This window comes from Deltaproteobacteria bacterium, assembly GCA_016874735.1.
Lineage (GTDB): Bacteria > Bdellovibrionota_B > Oligoflexia > Oligoflexales > CAIYRB01 > CAIYRB01.
Genome location: VGTI01000012.1, coordinates 63,826 through 79,601 on the forward strand (window position 1 = coordinate 63,826; position 15,776 = coordinate 79,601).

The following is a 15,776-nucleotide window of genomic DNA, read 5'->3' on the forward strand; positions in this document are numbered from 1 at the left end:
ATTTCGTAAGTGTCAAGGTATGATGATTGTGAGGGGATGTTTAGGTGCTAGTTTTGGATTGATATGTGGGGATAGTTTTGCTGAGCGCCACGACACAGAATTGGTACCTCGTTAGGCGCTGGACGAAACGCCTGCTTAGCCTCATGTACCTAAACGCTTTCTTAATTGCATTTCATCAGGCGCCGGCCTTAGTGGGTGAGTATGGCCTGCTGCCCATGCGTCATTTTTTAGCGCGTGCCAACTTCGGAGACACGCCGACTCTTTTCTTTCTAAACTCATCGAATCCCGTGATTTACGGTGTAGCTGTCGCTGGTATCTTGCTCTCTCTCGCAGCTATTTTTGGTTTATTTGATGGCCGTAGGATTTGGCTTTCGCTACTTGGGTGGGCGACGCTATGGCTGTGCTATCTGTCATTCGTCAATGCCGGGCAAACGTTTTGGGGCTTTGGCTGGGAGATGCTGATACTTGAAGTTGGCTTCTTGGCGATCTTTTTTGGACCAAATTCTGTAGCGGCACCAGCCGTGATGCCATGGCTCTTTAGGTGGTTGCTGTTTAGGCTGATGTTCGGTGCGGGCATGATCAAGGTGCGGGGAGACAGTTGCTGGTTAGACCTTACCTGTATGTACTACCATTATGAGACGCAACCTCTACCGAATCCTCTGAGCTGGTTCTTTCATCATTTACCCTCCGGGCTCCACAAGATCGAAGTTGGTTTTACGCATTTTGTTGAAATCATCGTGCCGTTCGGGTTTTTCTTTCCCCCTGTGATTCGGTGGCCGGCGCTGGTGATGACAGCGTTCTTCCAATTTGTACTACTTTTGTCGGGCAATCTTGCTTGGCTTAATTTCATGACTCTGGTGCTTTGTTTTGGCTGTCTGGATGACCAAGCCCTGATGCGCCTTGGAGTCACGGCTAGAAGTTCCATGCACCAGTATGTGCGTTGGTTTCATTTATGCTTAGTGCCGGTGGTAGCGACTTTAATCTTGGTGCTTAGCTATGCGCCTTTTAAAAATCTGCTGGCGCGAGAGCAGCAAATGAACGCAAGTTTCGATCCCTTGCATCTCGTTAATACCTACGGAGCATTCGGTAGTGTAACGCGCACTCGGTATGAATTAGTGATTGAAGGTACCGATGATGATGTGCCTGTTGCGAACAGCCGTTGGCGAGCTTACGAGTTTAAACGGAAGCCAGGTGATATATCCCGGATGCCGCAGCAGATTTCGCCCTACTACTTCAAACTGGACTGGCAGATTTGGTTTGCAGCGATGACCCCATATTGGGATCACCCATGGACTTTAAACTTGGTAGCCAAACTCTTGCAGAATGATGCAGGCACATTGGGACTACTCGCGCATAATCCTTTTCCTGATCGGGCGCCGAAATTTATTCGTATCGAGCGCTACGAATACCATTTCACCGACGCCCTAGAGCCTGACGACGACGGCCGTATATTGTGGTGGAAACGACGTCATAGCGACGCCTACCTGCCGCCGCTGTCGCTGGCTGATCCAGAATTTGCAGGGCTCCTGCGGCAACTAGGCTGGTTACCCTAGGCTTTAATACTCACCACTGACTGATCACCTGGCGCGGCCTCTTTGCGTCCCATTCAATTTCTCCGCGCGCACCTTCGGCAACCTGCGATGCATCATCCCAGTCTTCGAGATTTTCAGGAAGTATGCGTAGCTTGTAAGCGTAGCGCCCTATAGGGAGGCGCAGCATCTTGGCGTGACCGTTGGTGGCGACAAACTCAGTTTCGCTGGTAATGCTCTCGGCAAAATAGCGAGCAGGTGTCAAACTATTCTCACGAATGGGATCTGACTCCTCGCAGGCAACCTTAAGTGTTTGGCCACTGAGAGTTAGGTACCTGGCGAGTCGCATGAGTCCAGCATCTTCGCCGTAAATGGGATGCCAGCAGGAGCGCGGCGATTCAGCATCAAGATTGACTTTGCCCTTGGTCTCCTCGCCTAGCCAGATCTTCGTAGTCTCGCGGGCGACGTTATCCGTGACCTCGCCTAGTGGCGCCAATGTCACGAGTACGTCCCGCCCTGCTTGCTCCGGAATGGGAAGCTTGAGCGTCAAGTAGCCAAGGCGACTGGTGCGGTCGAATAGTTGGCGCATGAAACTGACTTCGCTCACGGTTTTCAAGAGGCCGAAGCGCGCTGCATGGATGCGATGGTCATCCGGGTGATCGCATACCGCATACTGCCATCTTTTCGAGGTCAAAGTGGCCGGTAGTTCGGCTGGGAGCGAGCCTTTGACGACGCGGCAAAAGACGTCAAGCCCACGTTCAGGGTCTTTAGCCATCAGGGCATGAGCTAAGTCCGCTCCAACCGCCAAACGACGTGCTAGAAGGTAAGGCTGGCGCGTCCAGCGCCTGATCATAGTGGTTCTTATCGTATCTAGCTCTGCCAGAGCGTTGGTTGGGGTCGCCTCAGGCAATTGACAATACCACTGACCTGGTCGCAGATATTCGTTGCTCACCATCCGTGCATCAGAGGAGTCAAGCACAGGCTGAATCTCGGTGCAGTCGGGCGCAATGTGGCGCAGCCAGGTCTCAGTTTCTGCCATAATGCTTGGCTCAGGAGTGATGTGAGGACTGCCGTCTTTGGTAGCCCCACAAATCTGTTTGACCAAGGCTGACTTAACTGGGGCTGTCACGGCAAAGCTCATCCGGTAATTCTCGGCATCGACGCGGATGGCTTCCCCCAGTCCTTCGCCGCGCAAAATAAGCTGAATTGGATGCTGGCCGAAATCAGATTTCAAAATCGTGAAGAACTGGACGACGCTAGCCTCAGGCGAGGCTGTACAATCTGGAACACGTGCATAGTAGGGCACATGCGTGTGGCTACCTATTTGGCGCGTTACTGAGATCATCAACTGCGGATTTAGCGGCGTTGGATCCTCAGGCATCAATGGGGGCTTGACGCGTAGGGGGGCCGAAGCCGCGGAAAGACTTAGGCCGCCGCCCTCTGTTGCAATCTGACTTGGTTCGCCATCACTGCGCCGACTCAACTGACAACTGGCGACAATAAGAATAGTCGCCATGGTACAGAGGAACGGCAGATCATGACGCACAAACGAAGGGTCAGAAAACCGCGATCTCTTGAACCGCCATGTCGATCTTTTCATGAAAACCGCCTAGAGCCGGATTCGCTGCTTCCACAGTCCACGAGAGAGGCTGACACATGCGCAGTACGTATCTTGATACTTCCTCGCCGTCTCGGTCACGCATTACAACGTTGACGTTCTTGAGATCGGACCGGCCGTGCATCACGTTCTTAGCCCACAAGTAGAGCGATGGATCAGTGACGAAGTCGCGACGGAAAGTCACCTTGTGGATGCTATTGTCCTGAGGTGCACCAGCGGCCGGTATTTCCGACAAGCCATCGATCATATCAAAAGTGCCGTAGTTAATCCCATCGATCTCGACATGAGACGCTAGCTCTTGCCTGGTAAATCCCGCTGGCGACATCTTGGTCACCAGGATCGGTACCACCAAAGCAGCGCCCAGGAGCATGCGCACCGTCCAGCTGTTTGGTTTTTTGACCGAGGATTTCACCTGAGACACCCTTTGCAAACGATCAACTGTTTATCTCTTTAACTTAATGCTACCATAGCCCATTTGCTCATTCCAATCCCTGCCTGACTTTTTTTTCAGCAGCAGAAGATTCCTGAGGGTCAGTTATGCCTACTCAATCGGCAAGCTGATTAAACAACTTGAGCAATGCAGTCTATCTCGACTTGGACATTTCTTGGGAGACGTGCCACTTCGACCGTCGCACGAGCTGGGTAGGGCGGCTTGAAATAGCTCCCGTAGATCTCGTTGACCTTCTGAAATTGCTGCATATCCTGCAAATAAATGGTTGTTTTGATAACGTGCTCAAGCCCACTACTGCCCGCCTTGAGGATCGCAGCAAGATTGTCCAAAACCCGACGCGTCTGTGATTCAATGTCACTGCCGACGAGCTCCCCAGTCTGAGGGTCGAGGGGGATTTGGCCTGAAACGTATAAAAGGGAACCCGCACGAACGGCCTGAGAATAGGGGCCGATTGCAGCGGGTGCGAGCTTGGTCTCGACGATGGCTTTGGTCATCTTGCAACTCCGGATTGATGGAATCCAAAGTGTGGCAAAATTAACTAATCAATGCAAGGCGTCAGCGTCGGTCTTGGGAGCGAGCGCTTGCGCCTCCTCGGTCAGCTCGTCGATGGCAGATCTAGCCTCGTCGGGTAGGTTGGCATCGGCCGCGACTTTGGCAAGTCTCGCTAGGGCTTCGTCGCGCTGGGCCAAGGCTAAGTGCGCCTGGGCCCCGTGCAGGTGGAGCTGCCAGGGAAGTCCCTTGCTCGCAAGGCGTTCGGCCTGCCAAACCAACGACGGAATCTTGCCGAAATCGCCAGCGACGCCGTAGGCGCCGGTCAGCTCGATAAGGAACTGATGGTCGCGTTCGCCCTGCTGGTAGATGCGCTCAAGCAGATTGACCTTAAGGTAACGATCACCAGTTGTGGTCAGGTTAGCGGCCAGCGCCAAACCCGCCCAAGAGCAGCGTTTCTCAGCAAAAGCCATCAGGTATTCCGGCAGGTATTCGCCGTGCTGATCGCGCCACACTTCGGCCAAGAGATCCCAGAGGGTGAAGTGGTTAGGCTCAGCATCCAGACCGGCTGTACACCAAGTCTCTGCCGCCGCTAACTCGCCCTGCTCCAGGTAAATTTGGGTTAGGTTGACGTAAGGTGCCGGTTCGGCGGGAATCAAGGCTTGCGCTGCCCGCAAATGATCCTCAGCGACGCCATAGTCAGCACACAGCATCGCTGCCACCCCCAGAGCCAAGCGAGCGCGGAAATCCGATGCGATCAGCTCCTCAGGGTGTGCATCAGCGAGCACCAGGGCTGCGCGCGGCAAGTCCATCGTTACCAGCTCGTCCAGCAGGTCAATCAGTGCATCGCCCCCCAAGGGCGCGCGGGTGCGGCAAGCAGAACTGAGCCAAGCTTCCAGAGCGGATGACTCGTCGGCGCTCGGACGATCCTGGCGCTGGTGACCCGTATAGCTCGCGTCGTCGATTCCCATATATTGCCGCAGATGTGGGCCCATCGGGTAATCGCGAAAGTTTGATGTAGAGGCCACCAGAGGTCTCCTTAGTGGTTCAGGGAGGAGCGCACGAAATAAAAAAGTTGCTGCCGACTCGACTTGCGCCCTTGAGTTTTAGCCCTGCTAGAAATACTGTGCAAATGTTGAGTCAGCAAGAGAAAGGGCTCTCCCGCACCACCGCCGCAGCACGTCTCGCAGCGACAACTGGGGCCGGAGCGTACTTTAATCTTGCTTGCCCCACGGCTCAATGTTACCGTTTAATTGCTCGAAGTTGCTAAAATGACTGGGTTATATTTGATTCGACCCAGACTATGAGCGGGAGTTCCAAGCTGATGACTGAAGCTACTGTGCCAACCACCCCGAGTTTCAATGCCGGGTTGGGGCAGGAGATTGCTGCCAAACTTCCCAATGCCGGGGTCAAATTTGTCGCCAACCCCGAACATGCTGACGAGGACACCCTATTAGTCGCACCCAGCTCGGTCCTCGATGTCGCCAAGGAGCTGAAAAAACACTACCCGTTCCTCATGGACGTGTGCGGTGTCGACTATCCTGAGCGCGATCGTCGCTTCGACGTAGTTTACCACTTTGCCGATCACGTCAACCGTCGTCGCCTGCGCGTCAAGACTGCGGTTGCAGAGGGTGGTGCTGTACCATCTGTGACACCTGTTTACCGTGCTGCCAATTGGTTTGAACGCGAGGCGTTCGACCTTTTCGGTGTGCGGTTTGATGGCCACCCGAATTTACGGCGTATCCTATGCCATGAGGACTTTGTCGGCCATCCCTTGCGTAAGGACTACCCAGCCGATCGTAATCAGTCACTGACGACGCCGATCGATCACACCTTCGCTAAAGATCGCGCCAGGATGAAGGCCGAGGAGACGGATTACCTCTCCGACCGGGTTTGGATCAACATCGGCCCCGCTCACCCTGCGACCCACGGTACGCTGCGCTTCATGGCCGTCATGTCGGGCGAGTCCATTGAGAACGTGGATGTTGAGATTGGCTATTTGCACCGTTGCTTTGAGAAGATGTGTGAAAGCCACGACTACAATCAGATCATTCCCTATACAGATCGTCTGAATTACTGCTCGGCGCCGATCAACAATCACGCCTGGTGCCGTACAGTTGAGAAGATGCTGGGCATCGAAGTTCCGGCGCGAGCTCAAGTTCTCCGCATGATCTTGGACGAATTCTCCAGGATCATAGATCACTTTGTCTGTATCTCGACCAACGCCGTGGACCTCGGTGCACTCACCAACTTCTGGCTCGGATTTCAGGCGCGTGAGCGCGTGTACGATCTCTTCGAGAAGCTCTGCGGCGCACGTCTGACGGTATCTTTGGCGCGTGTTGGCGGGATGGGTTTTGACTTACCTGCTGGTTGGGTTGAGCAGGCTATCAAGACTATTGAAGACATTGAAAAATCGCACTACGAGCTCGACTTACTGCTCACCAAGAACCGTATCTTTGTCCGACGGATGGTGGGAGCAGCGCCTATAGATGCCGAGAGCGCCATCAACTGGGGCTTCACCGGTCCTTGTCTGCGCGCTGCCGGTGCTGCTGTCGATACGCGCGTTTGGGATCCATATTATAGCTACGATCAGGTGGACTTCGATATACCCGTCGGTGACCGTGGTGACAGTTATGCGCGGTATATGGTGCGGATGGAGGAGATCCGACAGTCTTGTCGGATCCTGAAGCAGCTACTGCCAAATATCCCGAGCGGCCCGATTTCCGTGGACGATCCGTCCATACGCCTGCCGCGCAAGGGTGACGTATATGGCAACATTGAGGGATTGATGAACCAGTTCATGCTGGTCATCCATGGAGTTAAGCCGAAGGCGGGTGAGATTTACCGGGCTCACGAAGGGGCGAATGGGGAGCTAGGCTTCTACGTCGTCTCTGATGGCAGCGGCCGTCCCTACAGGGTCAAGTGCCGTCCTCCTTGTTTTGCATTGTTCCAGGCGTTTCCTGACATGCTCAAAGGGCAGATGTTGGCAGATGCCATTGCCGCATTGGGCAGTATTAATATCATCGCGGGAGAGCTCGACCGATGAGCGTATTTAGTGAATCTCTGAAGGCCAAGATTGAATCTTTTCTGACGCGGTATGAAACGCGACGTAGTGCCATTCTACCCGTCCTCCATGCGATCCAGGATGAGACTGGGTGGGTGTCTGACGCGCAGATTGAGGAGCTGCATCACAAATACGGTCTGGACCGGGTCCACGTCAAAGAAGTGATCACATTCTACGATATCTACAAAGATCACCCAGTGCGTAAGTATCAGATTCGCTACTGCAAGAATCTGACATGCCACATGCTCGGTGCCCAGGATGCGATCTGCAAGATTAAGGACCGTATCAAGGCTCTGGATGCACAGCTAGGCGAAGACGGTCCGTTTTCGCTGGAAGAGTTTCCTTGCCTTGGTAAATGCGACGGCGCTCCCGTCATGCTCATCAACAAAGAGCGGATTGAGCATGCCACCGCCGATAAGATCGACTCAATTCTCTCTAAATATGCTCCGCTTCCTAAGTAATTGGGGGACATTAAGTGGCTGAACAAAAACCAAAAATTATTCTTCAGACGGAAGGTCTTCCGGATCAGCATTCACTTAAGACCTATGTAGAAAAAGTGAACGGCTACACCGCAGCGCGCAAGGTACTCGGTGGCATGAGCCGGGAGCAAGTGATTGAAGAGGTCAAGCAAGCGGGACTGCGTGGCCGCGGCGGTGCGGGCTTTTTGACCGGACTCAAGTGGAGCTTTGTACCCAAAGACATCACTGGGCCCAAGTACCTGATCTGCAACAATGACGAGAGTGAACCCGGGACGTTCAAGGACCGCTATCTTTGTATCACCAACCCTCATCAGGTGATTGAGGGCATGATCATTGCGGCGTATGCCATCGGTGCCAACAAGGGTTACATCTACACGCGGTGGGAATACCAAGAGGAGATTCGCTACCTCGAGAACGCGATCAAAGAGGCTTACGACGCTGGGTTGCTCGGTAAGAATCTGTTTGGTAGCGGGTTTGACTTTGACCTCGACCATTACACGGGAGCCGGCGCCTACATTTGCGGCGAGGAAACTGGCCTCATCAGTTCGCTTGAGGGTAAAAAAGGCCAGCCTAAGGTTAAGCCGCCGTTCCCAGCGGTTTCGGGGTATCTGAGTCGCCCTACCATCGTCAACAACACCGAAACCTTGGCCAACGTGCCTTGGATTATCAACAACGGTGCCAAGGCTTTCCGCCAGTTTGGCACGGAAAAAAGTCCAGGCACTAAGCTCTTTTCCATCTCTGGTGCTTTGAACAAACCCGGCGTTTACGAAGTGCCGCTGGGTTATCCTTTTGCATCGCTACTGAATATCGAAGCCGGTGGCATGCAGCCAGGCCGTACACTTAAGGCGCTGATCCCTGGCGGTGCGTCGGCACCAGTGCTGACGCCAGCCGAGTGTGAAGGCTTGACTATGGACTTCGAAGCCATGGCTCAGCGTAACACGATGCTTGGATCAGGTGCGGTCATGGTGATCGACGACCGTCAAAGCATGGCTGAACTGCTCAAAGTGACCATCGAATTCTTTGCTCATGAGAGTTGTGGCCAATGTACTCCGTGCCGCGAAGGCACTGGCTGGCTTAACAACATCATGGATGGCATCATGGACCGCAGTGCCAAGCCAGATAACATTGCGCGTCTGGGATCCGTTGCGCGCAATATGGGTGGTAAAACCATCTGCGCCTTATCTGACGCATGTGCGATGCCGGTCATGTCGTACGTTCAGAAATTCAGTGGCGAGCTGCAAGCATACCTGGCTGCAGGTTCGGGGGGTCATAGCAAGTGAGTACTGAGACAGTCACCTTTAACTTGAATGATCGCGACATCACCGTCCCCAAGGGAACGACTGTGATGGAGGCGGCCCACAAGCATAACGTCTATATCCCACACTTTTGCTGGCATCCTGGTCTTAGCATCGCCGGTGTTTGTCGCTTCTGCCTAGTTAAGGTCGACAACCGCCCCAAGCTTGAGATTGCCTGTAACTTGCAGGCAACACCCGGCATGAAAGTGTCGACGTTGCTTCCCGAAGTCAAAGAAGCTCATAAATGGGCTCTTGAGTTTCACCTAGTTAACCATCCTCTTGATTGTCCCATTTGCGACCAAGCTGGTGAATGCAAACTGCAGGACTTCTATATGGAAGTCGGCAAGTACAAAAGTGAGATGGACCGTCCGAAGGTGCTGAAGCCAAAGGCCTTGGACGTGGGCTCAGAGCTCGTCTTAGATACAGAACGTTGCATCCTTTGTGACCGTTGTGTGCGGTTTGAGCAAGAGGTCACCAAAACTGGTGCATTGGGCATCTTCAACCGCGGTGATAGGGCGGTTGTTGGCACCTATCCTGATAAGAAAATCGAACACAACTACCAAGATAACTTAGTGGATATCTGTCCGGTTGGTGCCTTCACCTCGCGTGACTTCCGCTTCAAGCAGCGCGTGTGGTTTCTCAAGGATCAGCCGGCGGTCTGTCCTGGCTGTTCCACTGGGTGTCATGTCAAGGTCTACGGAAAACCTCAGGTGCGCACCTACTTCCGCGTGAAGCCACAGGAGTCTGAGGTCAATGGTCACTGGATGTGTGACGTGGGCCGCAAAACCTACAAGCATCTGAATCAAGATCAGCGGCTGCGTTTTGCCGTTGCGGCAGACGGCAAAGGTGGACGCCAACGGGTGTCAGTGGCCGAGGCCATTGCGAGTCTTGCTTTACAGCTACAAGGCGTAGCAGCTAGCGATATTGCACTTCTCGTTAGCCCGCAGTACACCTGCGAAGAGTACGATGCGCTGTTTGCCTTCTTCGTCAAGAAGCTTGGTGTTAGCAAGGTCTTCCAATGGCGCGAACCGACAGAAAATCTCGATGCTTTTGACGGCCTCCTGTACCGCGGCGATCATAATCCTAATACGTTCGGTCTATCCGAAGCTTTGGCTAAAGCAGGGCTCCCCAAGGATGTTAAAAACGGCTTTGAGGACCTAGCGCGCAGTGGCGCAAAAGTCGTCGTGGCCTTAGCGCCTGAGATTGAGTTCCAGTTCCCAAGTCTTGCTGGTCAACTCCAGAAACTTTCTGAGCTAGCATTTGTATCGGTCTGGACTACGTCGGGTTCTGCCTACAATGTAAAAGGGCTCCGTCATCTAGTCCCGCTCAAGGGGTTTGCCGAGAAGAAAGGCACCTTCCGCAACTTCCAGGGCAAGGTCGGAGAGTTGGCGAAGCCATTCCCCGCCGCCGTGGACGAAGCTAAGGATGTAGTGGAAGTGGTGACGGCCTTGGCCGAGGTTTGGGCGCACGCGTAATTAGAGGCGTATTTCGCTAGGAGACGTACGACATGGCAACTGGGATTATCAAAGTAGCGCCGCCGCCAGAGGACAAGAACCTGTTCCAAATGGCCTATGGCTATGCCAGCACGATCTTTTCAGGCATGTGGAAGACGCTGACTATCTTCCTCAAACAGATCACCGGTCGCGAAAAGACCAACACACTTGAGTGGCCGGAACAACCGGCTACTTACAGTGACCGGTTTAAGGGCAAACACTTTCTCACGCGTCGAGACGACGGGCAGGTGCGGTGCACGGCTTGTTTCCTCTGCGCGACGGCATGCCCAGCTGAGTGTATCCACATCGTGGCAGGTCAGCACCCGACCAACGAGATTGAGAAGTTCCCGGTGCGTTTTGAGATCGACATTCTCCGCTGCGTATTTTGTGGTTTTTGTGAGGAGGCATGCCCGGTTGATGCTATCCGCCTTGGACCCGAATATGCGATGGCCGGTGCGGCTGGCGACAAGTGGGTGTACACAAAAGACTACCTAGCCGATCGTGGGCAATTGCACGGTGGCGTGGTCAGCGTTAAGGAAGAGAACACGAAACACTTCACTGTCGATCACGAAGCATCCGGTGACAATCTTCTTGCGACAGACGCACCACATATGCGGCACCACTAAGCTTAAGTTTTGGCTGCATGGAGTCATTTGGGTTAGTTGCTCATGGAACTTCGGTTGATATTATTCAGGCACGCTCAGGCAGAGGATGAAAGTCCTCGGACTTCGGATCATCAGCGCTGTTTGACGGTACATGGCAAACAGCAGGCAAGTAACACGGCGCGGCAGTTGGCTGAGGCGGGGTACTTGCCGAGTCTGGTTCTAGTGAGCGACGCAGCGCGTACCCTAGGCACTTGGGAGCATGCCCAGGGATGGCTTGGGGACCGGGCCGAAGTTAGATCCCACCATGAAATCTATACGGATGATGCCCGTAGCCTTGCTGCTTTAGTGGGCGCCCAAGACATGGCGACGCACAAGACCGTTGCTCTTATTGGTCACAACCCTCACATCTCCGCCCTGGCTAGCGTCTTGACCGGCATGGACTTTCGCTTTGCCAAAGGGCAGGCTCTAGTCCTCGAGCTTAAGTCAAATTCCTGGGCTGAGGCTATGTATGACACCGGTGAGTGGCGCGTAGCTGCTGACTTCGGTGGCAAGCACTAGGGTCACCCACCTTTGATCCCAAATCCAGTCCCTCGTCGTATAGTCAGTCTAGTCCCGAGTTTGACCGAAACTGTGGTTGAGCTTGGCTTGAGAGCTGAGCTAGTGGGCTGCACTTCATTTTGCGTAGAGCCACCGTCCCTTCATCGTGACGTAGTCTTAGTGGGCGGGACCAAAGATTTTGCCGTCGAACGTGTGCTTTCATTGCAACCTACCCACGTCGTGGCCAATCAAGAGGAAAACACGCGGGAACTGGTTGAGGCATTGAGGGACCGTGTTTCAACCTTGGTGACATTTCCGCGGTCGCCGGCAGATGTCCCTCCCATGATACGATCACTCGGCACATTTCTAGGCTGCCCGGGACCCGCGGCTATTTTGACTGCGGCGCTTGAAGTTGCACTAAATGATCGTGTATCCCAACAAGGTGAGCGGCGGCGCTTTCTCTATCTGATTTGGCGGGACCCCTACATGATTGCCGGACCGGATACGTATATTTCGCGCCTTCTAGCGTGGGCTGGATGGCAAAATGCTTATCAGGGGAGTGAGCGCTATCCAGCACTCAGCACCGAGCAAATCAATGCACTGCGTCCGGATCACATTTTCCTGAGCAGTGAGCCGTTTGCTTTTAGGACGCGCCATATCAAGATCTTAGGTGACGATGGTGTCGACTGCCAGAGTATCACTAAGATTGACGGACGTTTATGTTCCTGGTTCGGATATCGCACACTTGAGGCGCTCAGTTTTTTGAGGAAACACCATGTCTAGTTACTCTCATTCGTATTGGCTCGAGACCCCGCTACTGATGGGGGCGAAGGAGAGACCGCGCGACAGTGAACTCGTCATCATCGGAGCCGGCCTAACTGGCGTTAGCGCCGCTTATTGGCTGCAAGAGGAAGGTTTTACCGACATCACGCTGCTCGACTTTGAGGCTGAGAAGGCCGCGAGCTTCCGTAACTGTGGCCACATACTATACGGCACAGTCGAATCGATGGCTGCCATGACGGCACTCTATGGGGAGGATACCGCTAAGCAGCTCTGGGGACTTTCGATCGACATCTGTCATCAGGTGCGCGACACAGTGGCGCGACATAAACTTCCAGTCGATTATAAGCAGGATGGCTATTTAGTCATCGCCATCGACGAAGTGGAGGACGGAGAAGTAAAAAAATCAGTCGAGCTTCTTAACCGTAATGGATTCGCCTCTGAATACGTACCGCAGTCTACACTCAATAGTTATGGGTTTCGGAATGTTTACGGCGCCCGCTTTGAACCCGGGTCGGCACAGGCTCACCCGGTAAAGTTTCGCAACGAGCTACTCAAGATTTGTCTTGGTCGAGGCCTCAGATATCACTCCGGCGTTAAGGTGAAGGAGGTGGAGGAAAATGGCTCCCAGGTGACATTAGTCACCGAGCCTTGGGGCGCAATTAAAGCTGATGCGGCCGTTATTGCGGCGAATGCTTACTCGCCATTACTCTCACCTTTTTTTGCCAAACATAGGTTGGTTGACCCTTTTCGTGGTCAGATCATTACTAGCAAAGTCCTAAGGCAGAAATTCAAGGTGCCTTACCCCCATAGTTTTGACCACGGGTACGAGTATGCTATTGTGACCGAAGACAACCGACTTATGATCGGGGGGTGGCGTAATCATACGCCACACGGCGAAATCGGGACCTATGATATCAGTGTTAACCCCATGGTTGATCAGGGACTACGTGATTTTGTGGCGCGGCACTACACGATAGAAGAAGAAATCGAGTGGGATTTTTCCTGGTCTGGCATTATGGCTGCCTCGAAGACGGGATTCCCCTTTATAGGACCTACCGATAGCCAGAGCATTTTTACCTGTGCAGGCTACACAGGCCATGGTTTTTCGTGGGCCCACGGCAGTGCTAAACTGCTCGCCGCTATTATGGTTGGCAAGCCCGTGCCAGAGCTGGTACGCGCCAAATGTAATCCTAGGCACTACCGCTAGGTCCGATAGCTTGTAAGTACCTGCCGCGGAAAACCTAAATACCCAATAATATGATGTTTATGCCCTGAATTTTGGGGCTCTAAGGTTTTTTCGCGGATAGCCGATATACCCGACGTGCAGCTAGGTCGCGCGAGGAGTTCGTCGCTATGTCATTTTACCGAAATCTAAATCAGCGCGGGTCAGAGTCAGGCGAATCGCTCGTGGCGGCGCTCGTAGCCGCGGCGATTTTGGGTGTACTCATCGTCGCTGCTGGCATTGCAGGTGGCAATATGCAGAAGGCCAGACGCGTCATTGCAACCTCCGACGGAGCCCGGGCTTTAGACGAGGCCATGGCGGAACAAATCGCCAGCACTGTTAAGGCGTTCGTAAGCGGACGCTGTTTAGCCGCGGGTACGTTGGGAGTCCTTAGTGTGGGTACCATTGCGAACTTGGATAGCACCAATAAAACTAGCCTCAGTTCGAAATTTCCCGCAGGAGACGTAGATGTGCGTCGTTGCTTGACCAAGAAACTAAATCTGGACGGAACCTCGGCTTCAAACGCCTCGGGACTGTATTTGTGTTACCAGCTAAACGTTAATCCCTCACAACTTAAGTCGAACGACCGGGATACGATTTCGTATAACAAGGGCGCTTTTGTCCAAGTCATGGTGAATATCAAGAAAATAGGTTCGGACACCTTGGTCACCTGCAATGATGTTGCCACGGGTACCGGACAAGGAATCGAAGTCTACTACATGACTAAGTGGCTCATGAAGCTGAATAAGGAACAAACTGTGAAGACTCACGTTGGTAGTTTTCATGTTTCACTCTAGAAACCACAAAGACGATAACGGCGCATTTACCATACTCGAGTTGGTGATTGCTACGGGTGTTGTCGGTATCCTGGCCTACGTCATGATGACCTTTGTAAAAAACACTGAGCAATCGACCCAAAAAGAGTTACTCCGTGTAGAGCTACGCGGCGAAATGGATGAGTTACTCAACCTCGTGCGAAACACTTGGAAGGCACGCTCGTATTCTGCAGACAATCCGGGCTTCAGCCTAAGATCAGCAAGTGGCGCGGAATGCACCACAAATTGTCCGGAGCTACGGATTGATATAAATAAGGGGATAAACTCGGTAGCGCAAAATGTGGTTATTAAGAGCCGGTGTGCGCCACCACTTGGTACTATAAGTCAACCGGCGAAATTTGCTCAATATAGCTTCAACGCCGCCGCGTTAGTCAACGGATGTTTGGTATGTGGTGGTGGTACGATGCCGATAGTCGAAGTGAGTCGCACGGGCAAACCAACGCGGCGCTTCCCCCTTAACGGATCTATCGCAGCCAGTGCGGGCAAACCCACGACATTTCTTGTCAACGGGATCATCGGGTTCAACGCTTGTTTCTCACAATCTGGCACGGGTCCGCTCACGGGTTATGTACTTTCATTAGCACCGCCGACAAATAAATCGTCAACAGTTCCAATGAATGTAAACAAGACGGTCATCATTCCATATACCAATTTTGCCAACATTAAGATCAACGCTAATTAGGGGTTAATTATGAATTCGCGCGTTAAAATCGTGATCTTAGTGTGCGTGGGACTACTTTTTTCCCTTTATCTTTGGAAATCGGGGAAGAAACGAAATGCCGGTGTATCCAGCGATAAAAAGGCAGAAGAAATCGACAACTCTGGTCCGAGCGAGGTCGGGAGTGGATCTGGCACAGCCGATGAGCAGTCTTCCAAGGATGTTGCAGAAAAGCAGAGACTTGATTATCCAGAGATCAAGCGTAGTCATGTGGGATTGCAAACTGTTCCCTATAAGGAAAACGCAAAAAATGCGCGCATGCTTGCAATTGAGGTAGTTCCGCAGCCCGGATGTCACCGCGGTGATTTAGAAGCGATCAAGGCTTTGGTCGGAGACGAAGGTAGCATGCTTTTTACTATCGAACCGATGGTAGGCGGTGGTGCCGGCAAGAACAGCTTGGTTGCTAGTCGGAAAATTTCTGTAGCAAGTATTGAGTCAGGAATTGCAGCTGATATTGCATTGGCAGATTCCCCGGAGGGAACTTACGGGATCTATCTGTGCTCTGATAATCAGGGCACAGGATCTTGTGCATCGAAAATGGCTGCTGACTATAACGATATCCTAAGTCAGAACACAGTGCGGAGCGACCGTGATGCGACATTTTTCTACCAGATGATCGTGCTGGCAAAACCTGATGCGCAGCTTTTCAACGGCACT

Annotated in this window: 16 protein-coding genes; 12 read left to right on the forward strand and 4 right to left on the reverse strand. The window is 53.1% G+C overall.

Annotated elements, in window-relative coordinates; genetic code table 11:
• Positions 1 to 77: 77 nt before the first annotated feature.
• The gene (locus FJ146_07965; protein MBM4251892.1) at positions 78 to 1,553 is read left to right on the forward strand and encodes a lipase maturation factor family protein; all 1,476 of its coding nucleotides are present in this window, start codon (positions 78 to 80) and stop codon (positions 1,551 to 1,553) included.
• A gap of 10 nt (positions 1,554 to 1,563) precedes the next feature.
• On the opposite strand, the gene FJ146_07970 is transcribed toward FJ146_07965, so the two are convergent.
• From FJ146_07970 to FJ146_07985, 4 genes are all read right to left on the reverse strand, one after another.
• Entirely contained in the window at positions 1,564 to 3,129 is a 1,566-nt protein-coding gene (locus tag FJ146_07970) for a hypothetical protein (protein ID MBM4251893.1), read from the reverse strand.
• The gene (locus tag FJ146_07975) at positions 3,086 to 3,559 is read right to left on the reverse strand and encodes a hypothetical protein (GenBank protein MBM4251894.1); all 474 of its coding nucleotides are present in this window, start codon (positions 3,557 to 3,559) and stop codon (positions 3,086 to 3,088) included. Before FJ146_07975 ends, FJ146_07970 begins: the two co-directional genes overlap by 44 nt.
• Before the next feature lie 149 nt (positions 3,560 to 3,708).
• On the reverse strand, positions 3,709 to 4,092 hold the full coding sequence (locus tag FJ146_07980) for a RidA family protein (protein MBM4251895.1): 384 nt from the start codon (positions 4,090 to 4,092) through the stop codon (positions 3,709 to 3,711).
• Between the two features lie 48 nt (positions 4,093 to 4,140).
• Complete coding sequence (locus tag FJ146_07985) at positions 4,141 to 5,115, reverse strand: hypothetical protein (protein ID MBM4251896.1); 975 nt, start codon at positions 5,113 to 5,115, stop codon at positions 4,141 to 4,143.
• A 275-nt stretch (positions 5,116 to 5,390) separates the two neighbouring features.
• Here FJ146_07985 and FJ146_07990 point away from each other — a divergent pair, with 275 nt between their 5' ends.
• The 11 genes from FJ146_07990 to FJ146_08040 all read left to right on the forward strand — a co-directional run.
• Positions 5,391 to 7,133 carry an NADH-quinone oxidoreductase subunit D gene (locus tag FJ146_07990; protein ID MBM4251897.1) on the forward strand — a complete coding sequence of 581 codons (1,743 nt, stop codon included), beginning with the start codon at positions 5,391 to 5,393 and terminating at the stop codon, positions 7,131 to 7,133.
• Complete coding sequence (locus FJ146_07995) at positions 7,130 to 7,612, forward strand: hypothetical protein (GenBank protein MBM4251898.1); 483 nt, start codon at positions 7,130 to 7,132, stop codon at positions 7,610 to 7,612. The genes FJ146_07990 and FJ146_07995 overlap by 4 nt, the downstream gene beginning before the upstream one ends.
• 35 nt (positions 7,613 to 7,647) lie before the next feature.
• Complete coding sequence (gene nuoF, locus FJ146_08000; protein ID MBM4251899.1) at positions 7,648 to 8,910, forward strand: NADH-quinone oxidoreductase subunit NuoF; 1,263 nt, start codon at positions 7,648 to 7,650, stop codon at positions 8,908 to 8,910.
• Entirely contained in the window at positions 8,907 to 10,400 is a 1,494-nt protein-coding gene (locus FJ146_08005; protein MBM4251900.1) for a 2Fe-2S iron-sulfur cluster binding domain-containing protein, read from the forward strand. Before nuoF ends, FJ146_08005 begins: the two co-directional genes overlap by 4 nt.
• Positions 10,401 to 10,432: 32 nt before the next feature.
• On the forward strand, positions 10,433 to 11,044 hold the full coding sequence (locus FJ146_08010) for an NADH-quinone oxidoreductase subunit I (GenBank protein MBM4251901.1): 612 nt from the start codon (positions 10,433 to 10,435) through the stop codon (positions 11,042 to 11,044).
• 42 nt (positions 11,045 to 11,086) lie between these two features.
• Complete coding sequence (locus FJ146_08015) at positions 11,087 to 11,581, forward strand: histidine phosphatase family protein (GenBank protein ID MBM4251902.1); 495 nt, start codon at positions 11,087 to 11,089, stop codon at positions 11,579 to 11,581.
• 12 nt (positions 11,582 to 11,593) lie between these two features.
• The gene (locus FJ146_08020; protein ID MBM4251903.1) at positions 11,594 to 12,343 is read left to right on the forward strand and encodes a cobalamin-binding protein; all 750 of its coding nucleotides are present in this window, start codon (positions 11,594 to 11,596) and stop codon (positions 12,341 to 12,343) included.
• Positions 12,336 to 13,550: an FAD-binding oxidoreductase gene (locus tag FJ146_08025; protein ID MBM4251904.1), complete on the forward strand. Its 1,215-nt coding sequence runs from the start codon at positions 12,336 to 12,338 to the stop codon at positions 13,548 to 13,550. The genes FJ146_08020 and FJ146_08025 overlap by 8 nt, the downstream gene beginning before the upstream one ends.
• A gap of 146 nt (positions 13,551 to 13,696) precedes the next feature.
• Entirely contained in the window at positions 13,697 to 14,362 is a 666-nt protein-coding gene (locus FJ146_08030; GenBank protein MBM4251905.1) for a hypothetical protein, read from the forward strand.
• Positions 14,349 to 15,083 carry a hypothetical protein gene (locus tag FJ146_08035; protein MBM4251906.1) on the forward strand — a complete coding sequence of 245 codons (735 nt, stop codon included), beginning with the start codon at positions 14,349 to 14,351 and terminating at the stop codon, positions 15,081 to 15,083. The genes FJ146_08030 and FJ146_08035 overlap by 14 nt, the downstream gene beginning before the upstream one ends.
• Positions 15,084 to 15,092: 9 nt before the next feature.
• On the forward strand, positions 15,093 to 15,776 hold a 684-nt coding region (locus FJ146_08040; protein MBM4251907.1), incomplete at its 3' end, for a hypothetical protein.